Origin of the sequence: Ruminococcus sp. (assembly GCF_017650195.1) — a bacterium.
Lineage (GTDB): Bacteria > Bacillota > Clostridia > Oscillospirales > Ruminococcaceae > Ruminococcus.
This window is the reverse complement of record NZ_JAGCFH010000209.1, coordinates 1-17,474: the sequence shown is the minus strand read 5'-3', so window position 1 is coordinate 17,474 and position 17,474 is coordinate 1. Positions and strand designations below refer to the sequence as shown.

The 17,474-nt window shown below is 45.3% G+C and carries 16 protein-coding genes, 1 tRNA gene and 1 pseudogene; 1 reads left to right on the top strand and 17 read right to left on the bottom strand.

The features are described 5' to 3' along the window. From hisH to pyrH, 17 genes and pseudogenes are all read right to left on the bottom strand, one after another. Positions 1-109: pseudogene (gene hisH, locus J6U00_RS09790) on the bottom strand (imidazole glycerol phosphate synthase subunit HisH); the annotation flags it as partial. Further along, positions 109-690: an imidazoleglycerol-phosphate dehydratase HisB gene (gene hisB, locus J6U00_RS09785; protein WP_296581396.1), complete on the bottom strand. Its 582-nt coding sequence runs from the start codon at positions 688-690 to the stop codon at positions 109-111. The pseudogene hisH and the gene hisB, both read right to left, overlap by 1 nt. 11 nt (positions 691-701) lie before the next feature. Next, positions 702-1,760, bottom strand: a complete 1,059-nt coding sequence (locus J6U00_RS09780) for a histidinol-phosphate transaminase (protein WP_296581394.1) — start codon at positions 1,758-1,760, stop codon at positions 702-704. Beyond that, a complete protein-coding gene (locus tag J6U00_RS09775) occupies positions 1,757-2,149 on the bottom strand; it encodes a CPCC family cysteine-rich protein (RefSeq protein WP_296581391.1) in 393 nt (130 codons plus the stop codon). The genes J6U00_RS09780 and J6U00_RS09775 overlap by 4 nt, the downstream gene beginning before the upstream one ends. A gap of 62 nt (positions 2,150-2,211) precedes the next feature. Next, entirely contained in the window at positions 2,212-3,498 is a 1,287-nt protein-coding gene (hisD, locus tag J6U00_RS09770; protein WP_296581390.1) for a histidinol dehydrogenase, read from the bottom strand. Continuing rightward, entirely contained in the window at positions 3,498-4,127 is a 630-nt protein-coding gene (gene hisG / locus J6U00_RS09765) for an ATP phosphoribosyltransferase (RefSeq protein WP_296581389.1), read from the bottom strand. The genes hisD and hisG overlap by 1 nt, the downstream gene beginning before the upstream one ends. A 2-nt stretch (positions 4,128-4,129) precedes the next feature. Continuing rightward, on the bottom strand, positions 4,130-5,317 hold the full coding sequence (gene hisZ, locus J6U00_RS09760) for an ATP phosphoribosyltransferase regulatory subunit (RefSeq protein WP_296581388.1): 1,188 nt from the start codon (positions 5,315-5,317) through the stop codon (positions 4,130-4,132). A 75-nt stretch (positions 5,318-5,392) separates the two neighbouring features. Next, positions 5,393-7,885: a PolC-type DNA polymerase III gene (locus J6U00_RS09755; protein ID WP_296581398.1), complete on the bottom strand. Its 2,493-nt coding sequence runs from the start codon at positions 7,883-7,885 to the stop codon at positions 5,393-5,395. A 9-nt stretch (positions 7,886-7,894) separates the two neighbouring features. Continuing rightward, positions 7,895-9,718, bottom strand: coding sequence for an exonuclease domain-containing protein (locus J6U00_RS09750; protein WP_296581386.1), 1,824 nt, complete (start codon positions 9,716-9,718; stop codon positions 7,895-7,897). Between the two features lie 44 nt (positions 9,719-9,762). Next, complete coding sequence (gene ispG, locus J6U00_RS09745; protein WP_296581385.1) at positions 9,763-10,800, bottom strand: flavodoxin-dependent (E)-4-hydroxy-3-methylbut-2-enyl-diphosphate synthase; 1,038 nt, start codon at positions 10,798-10,800, stop codon at positions 9,763-9,765. 50 nt (positions 10,801-10,850) lie between these two features. After that, positions 10,851-11,765 (bottom strand): ribonuclease Z, encoded by a 915-nt coding sequence (locus J6U00_RS09740; RefSeq protein ID WP_296581383.1) that lies wholly within the window; start codon positions 11,763-11,765, stop codon positions 10,851-10,853. 1 nt (position 11,766) lies between these two features. Next, entirely contained in the window at positions 11,767-12,831 is a 1,065-nt protein-coding gene (locus J6U00_RS09735; RefSeq protein ID WP_296581382.1) for a site-2 protease family protein, read from the bottom strand. Positions 12,832-12,858: 27 nt separating this feature from the next. Next, positions 12,859-14,010, bottom strand: coding sequence for a 1-deoxy-D-xylulose-5-phosphate reductoisomerase (locus J6U00_RS09730; protein WP_296581380.1), 1,152 nt, complete (start codon positions 14,008-14,010; stop codon positions 12,859-12,861). A gap of 104 nt (positions 14,011-14,114) precedes the next feature. After that, positions 14,115-15,005, bottom strand: a complete 891-nt coding sequence (locus tag J6U00_RS09725) for a phosphatidate cytidylyltransferase (protein WP_296581378.1) — start codon at positions 15,003-15,005, stop codon at positions 14,115-14,117. Then, the gene (uppS, locus tag J6U00_RS09720) at positions 15,005-15,745 is read right to left on the bottom strand and encodes a polyprenyl diphosphate synthase (RefSeq protein ID WP_296581376.1); all 741 of its coding nucleotides are present in this window, start codon (positions 15,743-15,745) and stop codon (positions 15,005-15,007) included. The genes J6U00_RS09725 and uppS overlap by 1 nt, the downstream gene beginning before the upstream one ends. Before the next feature lie 10 nt (positions 15,746-15,755). Continuing rightward, entirely contained in the window at positions 15,756-16,310 is a 555-nt protein-coding gene (gene frr / locus J6U00_RS09715; RefSeq protein WP_296581373.1) for a ribosome recycling factor, read from the bottom strand. A gap of 18 nt (positions 16,311-16,328) precedes the next feature. Then, positions 16,329-17,036, bottom strand: coding sequence for a UMP kinase (pyrH, locus tag J6U00_RS09710; RefSeq protein WP_295076320.1), 708 nt, complete (start codon positions 17,034-17,036; stop codon positions 16,329-16,331). Positions 17,037-17,306: 270 nt separating this feature from the next. Here pyrH and J6U00_RS09705 point away from each other — a divergent pair. Next, positions 17,307-17,395, top strand: a tRNA-Ser gene (locus J6U00_RS09705). Positions 17,396-17,474 lie beyond the last annotated feature (79 nt).

Genomic DNA, 17,474 nt, shown 5'->3' with positions numbered 1-17,474 from the left:
ACTTTACTGAATCAATATCAGATACAAGCTTGCTTTCAAGTCCCAGATAGTCAAGGGCATTCTTCACGCTGAAAATATTTCCTGCGCCGTAATCAATAATTGCGATCATTACAGAACTCCTTTCGTGGACAGAGTTGAACCATCGCTGTTCTCGGCAACGGCAGTTTTAAGAGCGTGTGCTACAGCCTTATATACAGCCTCTGCCTTGTGATGATCGTTAGTTCCGTAAAGAAGGTTTATATGGAGCGTCATACCAGAATTGAACGCGAATGCGCGGAAGAACTCCTCGGTCATGCAGAGGTCATAATCTCCACAGCTCTGATTTGTAAATTCACAATTGAACACAAGGAAGGGACGATTGCTGAGGTCGAGACTTGCCATTGCAAGAGACTCATCCATAGGTATATAAGCTGTGCCATAGCGCGCTATGCCGGACTTTGCGCCGAGAGCCTTCGCAAGAGCCTGTCCTAGAGCTATACCGGTATCCTCAATAGTATGGTGACAGTCTACATCAAGATCGCCCTTTACATTAACTTTCATACTTATACCGCTGTGTACTGAAAGAGCTGTCAGCATGTGGTTGAAAAATCCTATGCCAGTATTGATCTCTGCCTTTCCCTTGCCGTCAAGATTTACGCCGACACTGATCTGCGTTTCCTTTGTCTGACGTTCGATAGTTCCTATACGCATAATTACCTCCTTTATTTTGTACAATACTTTTCGAGCACTTCGATGAAGCGTGCATTTTCTTCACTGCTTCCGGCAGTAACTCTTATATATCCCTTGAATTTCCTGATCGCTATTGAATTGTCAAGCATGAACTTGAATATTTTTTCAAAATCGTCTGTTTTTACTAACACAAAGTTCGTGCATGGCTCGTATATCTTTTCAAAGCAGCCATACTTTTCGTTTATTTCAGCTATATCCTTGTAGAGCTGCTTGGTATTCCTGATGATGACATCCCTGCACTCTCTGAGGTACTCCTTTTCACTGAGAATATCCGTAACAATGGTCTGAGCAACAGTATCATTGTTGTAGGGTGACTTTGCAGCTCTTATGGCATTGGTTATCGTCCTGTTAGCAATTGCAAAGCCGAATCTGACAGCTGCAAGTCCTATCGCCTTTGAACAGGTTTTGAGTATGAGAAGATTATCATATTTTTCAATATCAGCAAGCAGCGACTGATCCCAGAAATCCATATACGCTTCGTCAAGTATAACAAGACAGCCGTCAAGGGCTTCTATAATCTTCTTTACGGAAGCTCTGTCAAGTCCAAGAGAAGTTGGATTGCAGGGATTGGAGAAAATAAGCCCCTTTGCGCCGTTTTCTTTGCAGAAAGCTATGAGCTTATCGGGGGCTATAGTAAGGTCCGCTTCCTTCTGATAGGTCTTTACATTGACCTCATAGAGCTGTGCATAGAACTCATACATGGAAAAGTCATAAGATACGTTTACTATCGTATCCCCCGCCTCAAAAAAGCAGCCCTCGATAATGCTGATAAGCTCGTCAGATCCGTTGCCTGCGCTGATAAACTCCTCGGGTACATTATAAAGCTCGGAAAAAGCCTTTGTGGGAGCTTTGGCAAGGCAGTCTGGGTAACGGTTAAAGTCGATCTGTGATATGCTTCTTCCTATCTTTTCCTTTAAGCTGTCAGAGAGATTGAAGCAGCTCTCATTTGCGTCAAGTCTGATATCATAGTGACCTGTTATCGGATCGTAGGGCACTAAATTTATCAGCTTCTTATTAAGTCTGTAACTCATATTTTATCCTTTCTCATTCTGAAGAAAACCAGTTCTCCGTCAACTATGCTGTTCTCTTCACGCCATTTTTTCATTTCAGAGCTTCTCGGAATTCTGACATATGCCTTTACTTCTTCGTGGCAAGCACCTATCTTACGAAAATTCTGCCTGCCCTGACTCAAAGTAAGCATATGGTTCGCCTCTGACGGTATATCAATTATATCACTGCCATCGTAATCATCGTTTTCGCAGTCATTATAGTAATACACAGACGTTATATGCCCCTGCTCGCTCTTTTTATCATACAATATATATGGCTCGTCTTCCCAGTAACATATAGGACATATATCAAATTCTCCTCTAGTATCAAGAGTACGGTATCCACAGCAGAGACAACGGAATCTCTTCATATCTGCTCCTATCTTAAAACACCTATAGGGCAGCTCTGTTTCAAGCCGCCCCATTGCGTGATTCAATCTTCAAATCTTACCTTTATTGCATTAGCATGGGCGGTAAGTCCCTCACGCTCTGCAATGAGAACAATATCGTCCTTTGCCTGTCTGAGTGCTTCCTCAGTGTAATAGGTATAAGCTGTACGCTTTGTGAAACTTGCTACGCCGAGAGGCGAGAAGAAACGCGCTGTACCGCTTGTAGGCAGGACATGGTTAGGACCTGCGTAATAGTCGCCAAGAGGTTCAGAAGCGTAATTGCCGAGAAATATGGAACCTGCATTGTCAAGGCTTCCGAGGAGCTCGAAGGGATTCTCCATGAGCACTTCAAGGTGCTCTGGAGCTATCTCATTTGCAAGCTCAACGCATTTTTCACGACTGTCTGCAATGATTATAGCACCATAATCCTCAAGTGATTTAGTGATGATATCTTTTCTTGAAAGATATTCCTTCTGACGCTCTATCTCCTTTATCGTACCGTCTGCAAGCTTCTCGCTTGTAGTTACCATTATAGCCGAGGCAAGCACGTCATGCTCTGCCTGTGACATAAGGTCGGCTGCTGCGAACTTAGGATCTGCAGTATCGTCAGCGATAACAAGTATCTCGCTGGGTCCTGCTATCATATCTATGTCAACAACACCGTAAAGCAGTTTCTTTGCAGTAGCTACATATATGTTTCCGGGACCTACTATCTTGTCGCACTTGGGTATCTCCTCAGTACCGTAAGCAAGAGCCGCAATAGCCTGTGCTCCTCCTGAAAGGAACACTCTGTCAACACCGCAGATAGCAGCTGCAACAAGTATATCCTTATTGGGAGTACCGTCCTTGAGAGGAGGTGTTACCATGATTATTTCCTCTACACCTGCTATTTTTGCAGGTATAGCGTTCATGAGAACACTTGAAGGATAAGCTGCTGTACCGCCGGGCACATAGAGTCCTACCCTGTGGAGACCGCGTATGCGCTGTCCCATGATAACGCCGTTCTTCTTAGCAGAAATGAAACTCTGCTCCACCTGTCTGTTGTGGAAGTCTGCTATATTCTCCTGTGCATTGAGAAGCGCGTCAACAAACTCCTGATCCGCCTCTGTAAGTGCGTCGTTTATCACCTCTCGCGGCACCTCATAGTACTTTGGCAGATTTCCATCGAATTTCAGTGTGTAGTTCTTAACAGCTTCATCGCCGTTATTCTTAACATTCTCTATTATCTCCGATACGACCTCTGTAACCTTTTTATTGGTCTCGCCGCTCCTCTTTTTAAGGTCATTCAGAAAAGCGACCTCGTCCGTACCGTTTGCGAATATTTTCTTCATCAAAGATTCTCCTCTATAAGTGTGATAAGCCTGTCTATCTCAGCGTGCCTCATTTTCAGGCTTACTGTATTTGCTATAAGTCTTGCGGAAACAGGTGCTACATCTTCAATTACCTCAAGTCCGTTCTCCCTGAGAGTAGTACCTGTCTCAACGATATCAACGATACCATCGGCAAGTTCAAGAAGAGGAGCAAGCTCGACAGAGCCTTCTATCTTGATTATCTCGGTATCCATGCCTTTTTTCTCAAAAAACTTTCTTGCAACATTAGGGTACTTTGTAGCTATGGTCTTTATTCCGTAGCCGCTGTAGAAGTCATAGCCCTTCTTTGCTGCAAGTGCAAATTTACATTTTCCAAAGCCGAGATCAACAAGCTCATAGAACTTGCCTCGCATTTCCATTATGGTATCCTTGCCCACAACGCCCATATCGCAGACGCCGTGCTCGACATAAGTTATAACGTCATTTGCCTTTGCGAGAACTACTTCAAGATTTGCATCAGGCACAGGCAGTATTAGCTTTCTTCCCTTTTCGCGTACTGCCGTACAGTCGAAGCCCAGCTTTTCGAGAAGCTCTATGGTATCCTTTTCAAGTCTGCCCTTTGTAAGAGCCATTCTTATAGGCTTGTTCATATTCAGACCTCCTTGCTGCCGTCGATAACTACGACCTTTGCTATCTTTCTTTCAATAGCGTATTCACGAACGCTCTCGATATCGTCGAAAAGCGCGTTCTCAACGATAAGTCCCTGTTCGCGGAGTTCATGGGCAGCCTTTATGGCAGCTACCTCGCAGCCCTCCTCGGCAAATACTATAACGTCCGGCTTGGGTTCAGCAGGAAGAACATCGCTCTTCTCCATGAGCTTGGCAACTGCGTTTATATTTACAGCAAAACCGACAGCAGGAACATCGTATCCGAATTCGGATATCAGCTTGTCGTAACGTCCGCCGGAGAGTACCTCCTCGCCGTGTCCCTGCAAATATCCCTTTATGATAAGACCAGTATAATAATCCGTCTTGTTTACAAGTCCGAGGTCCACCGTTATAGTGCCCTCTCCGCTGCAAAGCTCGGAGGCATCAGCATATATGTCCCTTAGCTCATCAAGTATGCGCTTGATGTTGTCATCTGGCATGAGTTCCTCAGCCTTCTCAAAAACTTCCTCTCCGCCGAAGAGCGCAGGAAGCTTTTTAAGGGCGTTGGTTACAGGAGAATTTCCGAAGCTGTCAAGCATATCGTTGAGCGCAGGGAAATTTTTATTCTCTATAAGCTTTCTGATACTTTCCTTGTCATGCTCGGAAGCGTCAAGCTTGCCGACGAGCTCTTTGAAAATACCGATATGACCGAGTTCGAGCGAAAACTCCATGCCGAAGGAATTTAGTGAATCAACTGCCGTTGATATTACTTCAAGATCAGCCATTTTCAGCTGAGATCCTATAAGCTCTATACCTGCCTGTACTACCTCGTCGCTCCTTCCCTTCAGTGAAGGCTCTGTGGTGTATACAGCTTGAGCATAACACAGCTTCAGAGGAAGATCGGCGTCCCTCAGGCGAGTGGCAACTATACGCGCGATAGGCATGGTAGTATCCGGACGCATTACCAGAAGCCTTCCCTTGCTGTCTGTAAGCTTATACAGATTTTCCTGCGGGAAATAGCTTGAATTAAGATTGAATACATCGTAGAATTCAAGTCCGGGAGTGATAGTCTCACTATATCCGCGGCTTTTGAAAAGATTCATAAGGGTATTCTCTATATTTCTTCTTACGATACACTCACCGAAGAGCAAATCCTTCGTTCCCTCGGGAGTAATAAGATCATAATTTTTCATATTAAACCTCCTCGTCATTTCACTTTAGCCTGCTAACATGATAATATGATAGCATATTACCAAAAGAAAGTCAAGTTAAAAGAACGACATCTGTGTCGATTCGGGTAAATCACCAAAGGCTCCTATGCTTTTCAACATATCAATTGTTGTTTTTGACGCTCCGCTTTCAGACTGGAATTCCTCTATGGACATGAAACCGCCCTTCTGAACAGCCTCGTATATTCCCTTTGCAGCGTTGTCACCGACACCGCTCATAGCGGAAAACGGTATCCTGAGCTTGCCGTCCTCAACAAGATAATCTGTCGCATGGGACTTGAACAGGTTTATCGGCAGGAACTCGTAGCCTCTTGACATCATCTCATTCGTAATGAGAAGAATATCATAAAGTGCGCTATCCTTGTTGGTCCTGTCATTTCCGAGAGCCTTTATCTCCTCAATCTTTGCCCTTACAGCAGCCCTGCCCTTTATGGCTATCTCTGCGTCGAAGTCCTCTCCTCTTACTGAGAAATAGGTCGCGTAGTATTCAAGAGGCATATGGAGCTTGAACCAGCCCAGCTTTATGGCTGCGATAACGTAAGCTGCCGCGTGAGCCTTCGGGAACATATACTTTATTTTAAGGCAGCTCTCTATGTACCACTCCGGAACATTATGGTCACGTAGCATCTGTATGATCTCAGGGGTGAACTGCTTGGGCGCCTTACCCTTACGGGTCCACTCCATTATCTGGAAAGCCATTTTTGGCTCAACACCCTTATATAAAAGATAGGTCATGATAGAGTCACGGGTTCCAATAACATCGGAAATCGTACATACGCCGTTATCTATAAGATCCTTCGCGTTACCCAGCCATACGTCAGTACCGTGAGAAAGGCCGGATATCTGCAAAAAGTCGCTGAACTTTGTGGGCTTTGCGTCAAGAAGCATCTGTATTGTGAATCCCGTACCCATTTCAGGTATACCGAGACTTCCCGTTTTACAGTATATATCTTCCGGTGTAACTCCCAGTACATCGCAGTTAGTACACATACGTATGACGTCCGGGTCAGAAGTGGGAACGTCCTTTATCTTAATGCCGGTAAGGTCTTCAAGATGCTTGTAGAGAGTAGGAACAACGTGTCCGAGCTCATCAAGCTTGAGTATGGTATCATGCAGGGAGTTGAATGTAAAGTGAGTGGTAATTATCTCGGAATCGGCAGTATCAGCAGGGTGCTGAACGGGAGTGAAGTCGTAAACATCATAATCCGACGGCACAACAACCATTCCGCCAGGGTGCTGACCCGTTGTCCTCTTGATGCCGGTACATCCTATAGCAAGTCTGCTCAGCTCTGCATTGTTAAGGGTAATGCCGTTTTCCTCGCAGTACTTCTTTACATAGCCATAAGCAGTCTTTTCAGCGACAACTGATATAGTGCCCGCTTTGAACACGTTGGACTTTCCGAAGAGCTTTTCCGTATAGCGGTGAGCCCAGAACTGGTATTCATCGGAGAAGTTAAGGTCGATATCAGGCGCTTTATCGCCGTCGAAGCCAAGAAAAGTCTCGAAGGGAATATCGTGACCGTCACGGTTCATATCCGTTCCGCAGTCGGGACATTTCTTAGGAGGCAGATCAAAGCCGGAGCCGTAAACACCGTCAAGCAGGAACTCGCTGTGCTTACAGTTAGGACATACATAATGGGGCGGAAGCGGATTAACTTCAGAAATTCCTGCCATTGAAGCGACAAACGACGAACCAACGGAACCACGGGAGCCTACAAGATAACCGTTCTCAACCGAGTTCCATACGAGCTTCTGCGCAATTATATAAAGCACTGAGAAACCGTGCTTTATAATTGAAGAAAGCTCACGGTCAAGACGCTTATCAACAAGTTCTGGAAGAGGGTCTCCATATATCTCATGAGCTTTATCATGAGTTATCTTAACAAGCTCTTCCTCTGCGCCCTCTATAGTAGGTGTAAAGGTACCCTTTGGTATCGGACGAACCTTTTCAATCTGATCAGCAATATCATTAGTATTCTTTATAACGACTTCTTTTGCCTTGTCCTCGCCGAGATACTCAAACTCTGCCATCATCTCCTCGGTAGTCCTGAAATAGAGGGGAGCCTGCTCCTCAGCATCATTGAATCCCATGCTTGCAAGGATTATCTTACGGTAGATAGCGTCCTTCTGATCTATAAAATGTACGTCGCAGGTCGCACAGGTGGGTATGCAAAGCCTGTCGCCGAGAGCGACGACCTCACGGTTGAAGTCGCGAAGTTCCTCATCATCACGGGCTACGCCCTTTCTCACCATGAACCTGTTGTTGCAGATAGGCTGTATCTCAAGATAGTCGTAGAACTTTGCAAGGTTGTCGATATAGTCCTGATCACGCATATCCAGTATCGCCTGAAAAAGCTCTCCTGATTCGCAGGCACTTCCGAATATAAGTCCCTCTCGGTGCTCTATGAGCTTCGACTTGGGTATAAGGGGCTTTTTATAGAAATAATCAAGGTTGCTCAGTGAAACGAGCCTGTAGAGATTTTTTAGCCCTGCCTGATTTCGGACTAGTATTATATGGTGATAGCTTTTCAGCTTCTTTGTTTATATCTCGCCGAACAGCGTATTGAGCTGTTGTATTGATCCAAAGCCACGGTCAGCATTAAGCCTGCCAATAAGAGTTATATATATCTTTGCAAGCATTAGAGCGTCATCTGAGGCACGGTGGTGGTCGAACTTGCCGAGCTTAAGCTGCTTTGCAACCAAATTTAACTTATGGCGTCCGATTTCTGGAAGCATGGACTGACACATAACAAGAGTATCCACCCATGTATAATCAAAAACAATACCGCAACGTTTGAGCGCCTGTCCGATCATTGTCGTATCATAGCGAGCATTGTGTGCTACAAGAACAGGCTTGTCTCCGCAGAATTCCATGAACATTTTAAGTGCCTCTCCCTCGTCGGGAGCATTGGCTACATCGGCGTCACTTATACCGGTAAGCTCCGTGATATGCTCTGGGATATGGAAGCCGGGATTTACCTTAGTATTGAAATCGTCAACCACCTGCATATTTTTCAGCTTAACAGCACCTATCTCGGTAAGGCGATCATTTCTGTAGCTCAGACCTGTGGTCTCAACGTCAAAAATGATTATCTCATCGTCGAAGGAACGGTTGTCATCGCCATATACCACCATATCACGTTCTATGTCGTTGACAACGTAGGCTTCCATGCCATATATGACCTTGAAGTCCTTTGGCATATTGTACATACAGTCTGGAAAAGCCTGTACGCAGCCGTGATCGGTTATAGCCATTGCCTGATGACCCCACTCTGCTGCCCTACTGATAAGAGTTACAGGATCGGTAACAGCGTCCATAGCTGACATATTGCTGTGACAGTGAAGCTCCACACGCTTTTCTGGATAGTTGTCCATTTTGGGAATTCGTTTAACTTTTATAAGAGAATTTACAGATATAACTATATCCCTTGCGAATGAGTCATAGTCCAGCTTTCCCGATACAAGCAGAGCTGCACCGCTCTTTATAGAGCCAAGCTTAAGTTCCTCCACCTCTTCGTTCTTTGCGAATATCTTTAATTTCAGCGAGCCACTGTAATCGGTTATATCATAAGTAACAACTGTCTTTTCTCCGCGTACTTCCTTCATATCCGAAGCAAATACATCTCCAACGACTACTACTTTTTCTCCAAGATGCTGTACCGCCTCACAGATCGGTATGGGCTTTTCGCGTATAGCCTTTCCTTTTACTATCTCAGCGGATTCTGCGTCAAAGTCCTTGTTGAGAGCACCAATATCTATAGTGACTGTTGGTATAACAGCTTTTACCTCCTCAGCTCTTATCTCCTCAGCCGATTTTTCAGGAACAAGCTGAGCGCTGTAGTCCGGCATATCAGCTTCGATACGTTCTATCATCTCGTCGAACTGCTCTCTGCTTACGGAGCTGTCTCCTTCAAGGAATACCTTTACTCTCACGCCGAACTGATTGTATATCATCTGGGAGAAGTATCTGCAAAAGCTGTATCTGTCCAGTATCTCTCTTCCGCCGTGGACTATCCTTATCCGCAGTTCACTGTCGACAAAGGATACGTCCGCGTCATCAAGAAAGCCGTTGACCACAGGTATATCACGTTTGAGCAACTTTATCAGCTCATCATAGCAATCCATACCGAATTTTTCGGAAGGATAGCGGCAGGCAAGCCGCACCTGCTCCACCTTTATGGCAGCCTCGACTGCTTTTTCAAATGCAAAGATATCATCGCTGGGAACAAGCTCTTCAAAACGTGCATGAAAGCGGATATTTTCAAGATTTTCACTGTAGGTAAGCTTGAATATCTCACCGCCGAGCACGCTCTCTGGCAGCTCCAAGGAATAATCCTTCAAGAATTCGGAAATTTTAACCTGCATTTTACGACTCCCTGTTTACTAATAACTTATCATAAAAGGCTCTGTCAGAGCTTTTCTATCTCAGCAAGAAGCTCGGGAACTATCTCCGCCTCGCTCACCTTTCTCTGAGTACCATCCTTTTTGAAGATGACCGCACAGCCGTCACCGCCTGCGATACCTATATCAGCTTCACGGGCTTCTCCTGGACCGTTGACTATACAGCCCATAACTGCCACTGTTATATCCTTATCCATGTCCTTTACTGCTTCCTCCACCATTTTTGCAGCCTTTACAAGATCTATTCTTGTTCTGCCACAGGTAGGACATGAGACCATTCTTACGCCGCCGCGCTTTCCGATACTTTTGAGTATATCCTTAGCGGCTGCTATCTCGCGTATCGGGTCGTCGGTAAGGGACACACGGATAGTCTCGCCGATACCGTCGCAGAGCAGCGAACCGATACCGACAGCAGACTTGATAAGTCCCATGCGCTCTGTGCCTGCTTCCGTTACACCAAGGTGAAGAGGATAATCACACTTCTCCGCTGCTAGTCTGTAAGAAGCTATCATTCTCTGTACGTCAGATGACTTTATAGATATAACGATATCATTGAAGTCGAAATGCTCAAGCATAGACGCATGAGTAAGAGCACTCTCAACAAGGGCTTCCGGTGTGGGAGAACCGTATTTCGCAAGTATCTCCTTTTCAAGCGAGCCCGAATTAACGCCGATACGGATAGGTATATTCCTTGAACGGCAAGCTTCAACAACAGCCTTTACCCTGTCCATTCCTCCTATATTTCCGGGATTTATACGTATCTTGTCAACACCTGCTGCAGCTGCTTCAAGAGCGAGCCTGTAATCAAAATGTATATCCGCTACAAGAGGTATTTTCACAGCTTCCTTGATAGCCGGAATAAGCTTTACCGCTTCCATGTTCGGGATAGCTGCGCGGATTATTTCGCAGCCTGCCTTTTCAAGCTCTGCCGCCTGCTTTACGCTACCTTCGATATCGTCGGAACGGGCGTTAAGCATTGACTGTATGTATATATGCTTTCCGTCGAGGACGCAGTCCCCTACCTTTACAGGTCTAACGTTTCTCATATTATCTCTCCTATCACATATTATCGGACTGTCGAATCAAAAAGTCCGAATCAGAGGGTCATTCGGATACCATCCTCGGATATAACGGTATCGGAAAATATCTCCTTAAGCTCGTCTGCATAGACTGAAGGTTCTTTTTCGGCAGGACTGTAATGAGTAAGCCAAAGCTTTTTGGCGTCAGCCAGCTTTGCTATATTACATGCGTCCTGCATGAGCATGTGACCCTTTTCGTTCATAGACTCCTTTTTATCTGGAAGTCCGTACATTCCCTCGCATACGAAAAGGTCAGCGCCCATAGCGAAGAGCTCCAGCTCTGCCACAGGCAGTGTATCCGTGACGTAGGTCAATTTCAGCGGAGGCTTTTTCTCACCTGTCACAGCCTCCGGAGGTACTCTAAGACCATCTGCAAGAGTTACAGTCTCGCCGTTATGGAGCCTTTTCCAGAGCTCCACGGGTATATTCATAGCCTTTGCGTTCTGTGGAAGGAATACAGGCTTCCGCTTAAGCACAAGGCTGTAGCCGAGACAGCTGACTCTGTGTGAAAGAGGCATTGTCCTTACCGTTAGGAGCGGATCTATCATATCCGCAGTGAATTCAAAATGCTCGTTTTCAGGAAGTCCGCGCAGCCTTACTTCATAAGGAAGAGCCCCGCACACGCTCATTAGCTTTTCGATTACAGGTATACAGCTTTCGGGAGCCGCTATCTCCAGAGGAGTCGTCCTCGAATTGTTCCCGATAGAAAGAAGAAGTCCCGGCAGCCCCGTAACGTGATCAGCATGGCAGTGAGTAATTAGTATCAACTCTATCCTGCTCAGTTTTATGCCGTGCTTTGCAGCTGCCACCTGAGTCCCCTCGCCGCAATCGATAAGAACTGCCTTGCCGTTGTACTCGGCATACAAGCTTGTAAGGAAACGGTATGGCAATGGCAGCATACCTCCTGTACCAAGAAGACATATATCCGCCATTTTATCCTCCCGTAACAAGCCTTACGATATCGTTATAAGTAGCGAATATCATCAAGCTGAAAAGGAGCACCATTCCTGCAAGATGTACATAGCCCTCATGCTCTGGCTTTACAGGCTTGCGGCGTACAAGCTCTATCAGGCAGAACAGAAGTCTGCCGCCGTCAAGTCCCGGTATGGGAAGCAGATTGAATATTCCTACATTTATGGTTATCAGAGACATTATATAGAGAATATTCTCAATCGCCTCACTGACGTTGCGGCTCTGCTCTGCTGTATCACTTATAACACTGACAACGCCAACAGGTCCGGATACATCATCCTTTTTCATATTTCCTGTAAAAAGCTGCTTGAGTGACAGCCCTATTACATGTGACATGGTCATAAATCTGTCACCAGAGACCTTTAATACCGTCAGCGGATTCTTTTTCTTTCCGTAAATGGCAAAATCATACTTACTGCCATTCTCAGTATTTTCAAATACCACATTTTCAAGTGTGACTTTTTCACCATTTCTCTTTACAACAACAGTATGTGCCTCACCTGGATTTAACGTATCAAAGATATATACAAGATCAATATCACTGAACACCTTTGTACCGTCAATCGATATGAACTTGTCGTCTATTTGCAAGCCTGTTTCATAGCTCATTGAACTATAGCTTATGCTCTGATCTTCATTACGAATCTTGGCAAAATCCCTTACAACAGTAGTCGGGGCGTTTTTTTCAAATACACTGACCATTATAACAAGTGCCACAAAACCAAGAACAAAATTCATCATTGCTCCGGCAACAAGAACTATCATACGCTTCCAAAGCTTTGCATTACGGAAGCTTCTAGGATCGCTGTTAGTCGAGTCCTCGCCCTCCATAGCGCAGTAGCCACCTATAGGCAATGCTCTCAGGGAGTACTTTGTCTCTCCCTTCTTCTTTTGCAGCAGCTTAGGTCCCATACCCACGGAAAACTCCAGCACCTTTATACCGCTGAGCTTTGCGCAGATAAAATGTCCGAACTCATGTACCGTGACAATAAGTCCGAAAACAATGATCGCAATTATAACACCCATGAAATAATTATCCTTTCTGAAATATGCTCATTCTGCCGATATGCGCTCTCTTACATAAGCCCTTGCCGCCTTGTCGGCTTTCATTACGTCCTCATAGCATTTTATCTCGGACTGATCGAAGCGGTCAAGGATGGAAGCAACGGTCTCGCCGATTTCTATAAACCTTATTTCATCATGGAGGAAAGCGCGTACTGCCTCCTCATTTGCCGAATTTACAAGACATGGATAGGCTCCACCGCGTTTTATTGCTTCAATAGCAGCTGACAGACACTTGAAGGTATCATAATCCGGCTTCTCGAAGGTAAGCTTTCCGTAATCCGTAAGTAAGAGCCTGCCAGTCGGACAGCTCATACGGTCCGGATAAAGGAGAGAATACTGTATCGGTATTTTCATATCGGGAACGCCCATCTGAGCGATGACAGAATAATCATTGTACTCCACAGCCGAGTGTACCACGCTCTGACGGTGGACAACTATCTCTATCTGGTCGGGAGTAAGATCGAACAGCCACTTTGCCTCTATGAATTCAAGACCCTTGTTCATAAGAGTAGCGGAGTCTATCGTGATCTTGTTGCCCATATCCCAGTTGGGGTGGTGGAGAGCCTGCTCCTTTGTAACGTTTTTCAGTTCCTCATAGCTCCTACCGAAGAAAGGTCCTCCCGAGGCCGTTAGGATTATCTTGCTAAGCTGTGAGCGCTTATTGCCCTGCAAACACTGGAATATAGCCGAATGTTCACTGTCAACAGGATATATCTTCACACCCTTTTTTGCAGCAGAACTCATTACGAGCTCTCCGCCCGCCACAAGGGTCTCCTTGTTGGCAAGGGCAATATCCTTTCCTGCGTCAATTGCAGTAAGTGTGGGAAGAAGTCCCACCATTCCAACAACGGAGTTAAGTATAATATCCGCTTCTTCAAGGGAAGCAAGCCTGCACAGTCCTTCCATACCAGAATACAGTTTTACGTCTGTGTCGGAAATTCTCCTTTTCAGCTCGCCGTACTTCTGTTCATCGTAAATACATGCATAAGCAGGACGAAACTTCCTTATCTGCTGCTCAAGAGCCTCGATACTGCTGTGTGCCGCCAGTGCGGCGACCTTCAATCCATGCTTTTCGCAGACCTCCAACGACTGTGTTCCTATAGAGCCTGTGGAGCCAAGTATAGACACCGTTTTATTCATTATGTTTTCCCCTTTTCGCGGAAATAGATTCCGGATTTATTGTATGAAAAAGTCCTTTATAAAATGCGAAATGGACTATCCGTGAATAGTCCGTTTCAGAAATATCACTGTACGCCGAATAAGGCAATAAATGCATAAAAAGTAGGCAGCACAAAAAGAACGCTGTCAAAGCGATCCATAAGTCCGCCGTGTCCCGGCATAATCTTTCCGTAGTCCTTGAAACCTATCTGACGTTTCACCATAGAAGCTGAAAGATCACCTACCGTACCGATCACTGCACATACAGCACCAGTAACGAATGCTATTACAGCTCTTTTAGCTGTAAAGCCGTAATAAATCGAAAATGCAGCAGTATATACTACAGCAGTAGTGACAATACCTCCAACAAGTCCCTCGATAGTTTTCTTAGGGCTTATCTCGGGGCAGAGCTTGTGCTTTCCAATAGCTACACCTGTAAAGTATGCTCCCGTATCTGCGATCCATGCGCCGCAGAGTCCCATAATAAGAAGGAAAAGTCCATTTCCACTGTCATATTGCTCTATACGCAACATAGTTGTCATTGCCTGCGGCACAAGTATCATCACCGCAAGTACAAAAAATATCTGTTCGTAGCGTATCTCCTTATGCTTTCTGAGCCATGTCACAAAGATAACAAAGGCAGCAATAAGATATATGCAGAATTGAAGTATCGAATTCACCTCAGCAACCTTTGCCGAGTAAAACTCAGGAGAACCCTGAATGCCTGCCACTGTATAATCACAGAGAGCCTTGTCAGTCTTAGTAAGATGATAAATAAGAGGTACAGACACGCCAGCGACCTCTGAGGCCAAAAATACCGGGATACACTTGTGGAGCTTCACTGCGCGTAAAAGTTCAAAAAGCATGACAGCTATGATAGCTGCTACCGCTATGGGAAGAACTGGAGTATCATGGAAAAATAGTATCACTCCAAGCAATACTACGCCCACAGCTCCCGAAATGATACGTGTAAGCATCAAACACCTCCGAAGCGGCGGTTCCTGTTAGCATACTCAATCAGAGCCTTGTCAAGCTCGGCAGGAGTGAAGTCAGGCCAAAGCACATCTGTGAAGTAGTACTCCGCATAAGCGCACTGCCATATAAGATAGTTTGAAAGTCTCAGCTCACCGCTGGGACGTATAAGAAGGTCAACATCAGGAAGACCTGCAGTATATAGATTATCCGCAACCGCCTGTTCGTTTATGTCCTCTGGACGTATCTCACCGTTAACAGCCTTTTGAGCAAGTATCCTTGCAGCATGGGCAAGCTCATCGCGTCCGCCATAGTTTACAGCCATCATGAGATTCATTTCCGTATAATGAGCCGTATCCTCTTCCAGCTTTATCATCTTTTCCTGCAAGTCCTCGTCAAAGGCACTCTTATCACCAAGAAATATCATACGGGTATTCTCGCTGAGAAAATTTCTTACATCAACGATGTAATCACGGAAGAGCTCCATGATAGTATTCACTTCATCGGAGGGGCGCTGCCAGTTCTCTGTGGAAAAGGCATAGAAGCTGATATTTTTCAGTCCGATGTCCTTGCAGTAGCGTACTATCTTCTTAAACTGTTTCGCACCCTCACGGTGTCCGAAGGAACGTGGCAGACCGCGCTTCTTCGCCCATCTGCCATTTCCATCCATGATAAAGCCTACGTGCTCGGGAAGCTTCTCGGGCAAAGTAAGCTCAGTTTTTTCCTTTTTTCCGAATAATGCCATATTTCACCAATTATACAGTCATGATCTCTTTTTCTTTATCTGCCACCATTTTGTCGATATCGTCGCACATCTTATCAGTGAGATCCTGTACCTTCTTCTCGCAGTCCTTGAGATCGTCCTCTGTGATCTCTGAGTTTTTCTTCATTGCCTTGTACTTTTCCATAGTATCACGTCTTATGGAACGTACAGTAACCTTACACTCTTCACCGTACTTCTTTACGCTCTTGCAGAGCTCCTTACGGCGGTCCTCAGTGAGCTGAGGGAAAGCAAGACGGATAACGTTTCCGTCATTTACAGGCTGGATACCGATATCGGAAGCCTGTATGGCCTTTTCAATAAGCTTAAGAGTAGATTTGTCCCATGGCTGTATAACAAGTATTCTTGCCTCTGATACTGAAATTGCTGCCATCTGATTGACCGGAGTGGGTGCACCGTAGTAATCTACCATTACTTTATCAAGAACTCCGGGATTTGCTCTTCCTGCGCGGATAGAAGCAAACTCGTTTCCGAGAGCGTTAAGGCTTTTGTTCATCTTTTCCTTAGCGAGATTAAGCTGTTCTTTCATAGTGTTTCATTCCTTTCGTTATTCACTGACAACAGTACCTATATTTCCGCCCATTATCGCATCATAGATATTATCCGGACGGCTGAGATCGAATACCAGCATTTTCATGTGATTATCGCGGCACATAGCGGCTGCTGTGCTGTCCATTACGCCGAGATCCTGTCCGATGACCTGTGTGAAGGTGAGAGTATCGTACTTCTTTGCATCATCGTATTTGTGGGGATCCTTGTCGTATACGCCGTCAACAAGGGTAGCCTTGAGGAGAATATCAGCCTGTATCTCCATTGCGCGTAGAGCCGCAGCAGTATCTGTGGAGAAGAACGGATTTCCTGTTCCGCAGCCGAATATGACGATCCTACCTTTGTTGAGATGCCTTACGGCTCTGTTGCGGATATAGGGCTCAGCTATCGCAGCCATTTGTAAAGCTGTCTGCACACGTACAGTGCAGCCGAGAGATTCAAGAACATCTGCAAGAGCAAGTGCATTCATTGTAGTTGCAAGCATTCCGATGTGGTCTGCACGAGTCCTGTCCATAGCGCCGCTGGAACGTCCTCTCCAGAAGTTTCCACCGCCGACAACAACCGCTACCTGAGCACCTGCGTCTGAACATTTCTTGATGCTTTTGCAGATATCTGTAACAACGTCATAGTTGAGTCCTGTCTTGTTGTCACCTGCAAGAGCTTCGCCGCTGACCTTTAATAATACTCTTTTATACTTTGGTTCCATATAAGCACCTCACAAAAAAATTATCCATAGTTTATTTTACACTATATTCAATGATATGTAAAGTACATTTTCCGAAAAATCCTAAAAAATTTACACGAAATTTGCATTTTCAGCCTGCTTATACCAGGTACAGGATATGTCAACACATCTCATCAGCATATTTAACAAAAATGTTGAAAATATATTGTAAAGGTTCGCCTCGTTTTTTTATTGACAACTCCTCCTTACCGTGGTATAATATAAAAGCTGATTAATTCGGCTGAACAATATGGAGAGGTATCGAAGCGGTCATAACGAGGCGGTCTTGAAAACCGTTTGACTTAACGGTCACGTGGGTTCGAATCCCACCCTCTCCGCCAATTTTTTTATCGGTGAGCTTCTCGCTCGTCGGTTTGCGGATTTACCCAAGTGGTGAAGGGGCTCCCCTGCTAAGGGAGT

Coding starts and splice junctions, on each gene's coding strand:
- hisB (WP_296581396.1), bottom strand. CDS start 690: ATGCGTATAGGAACTATCGAACGTCAGACAAAGGAAACGCAGATCAGT.
- J6U00_RS09780 (WP_296581394.1), bottom strand. CDS start 1,760: ATGAGTTACAGACTTAATAAGAAGCTGATAAATTTAGTGCCCTACGAT.
- J6U00_RS09775 (WP_296581391.1), bottom strand. CDS start 2,149: ATGAAGAGATTCCGTTGTCTCTGCTGTGGATACCGTACTCTTGATACT.
- hisD (WP_296581390.1), bottom strand. CDS start 3,498: ATGAAGAAAATATTCGCAAACGGTACGGACGAGGTCGCTTTTCTGAAT.
- hisG (WP_296581389.1), bottom strand. CDS start 4,127: ATGAACAAGCCTATAAGAATGGCTCTTACAAAGGGCAGACTTGAAAAG.
- hisZ (WP_296581388.1), bottom strand. CDS start 5,317: ATGAAAAATTATGATCTTATTACTCCCGAGGGAACGAAGGATTTGCTC.
- J6U00_RS09750 (WP_296581386.1), bottom strand. CDS start 9,718: ATGCAGGTTAAAATTTCCGAATTCTTGAAGGATTATTCCTTGGAGCTG.
- ispG (WP_296581385.1), bottom strand. CDS start 10,800: ATGAGAAACGTTAGACCTGTAAAGGTAGGGGACTGCGTCCTCGACGGA.
- J6U00_RS09740 (WP_296581383.1), bottom strand. CDS start 11,765: ATGGCGGATATATGTCTTCTTGGTACAGGAGGTATGCTGCCATTGCCA.
- J6U00_RS09735 (WP_296581382.1), bottom strand. CDS start 12,831: ATGGGTGTTATAATTGCGATCATTGTTTTCGGACTTATTGTCACGGTA.
- J6U00_RS09730 (WP_296581380.1), bottom strand. CDS start 14,010: ATGAATAAAACGGTGTCTATACTTGGCTCCACAGGCTCTATAGGAACA.
- J6U00_RS09725 (WP_296581378.1), bottom strand. CDS start 15,005: ATGCTTACACGTATCATTTCGGGAGCTGTGGGCGTAGTATTGCTTGGA.
- uppS (WP_296581376.1), bottom strand. CDS start 15,745: ATGGCATTATTCGGAAAAAAGGAAAAAACTGAGCTTACTTTGCCCGAG.
- frr (WP_296581373.1), bottom strand. CDS start 16,310: ATGAAAGAACAGCTTAATCTCGCTAAGGAAAAGATGAACAAAAGCCTT.
- pyrH (WP_295076320.1), bottom strand. CDS start 17,036: ATGGAACCAAAGTATAAAAGAGTATTATTAAAGGTCAGCGGCGAAGCT.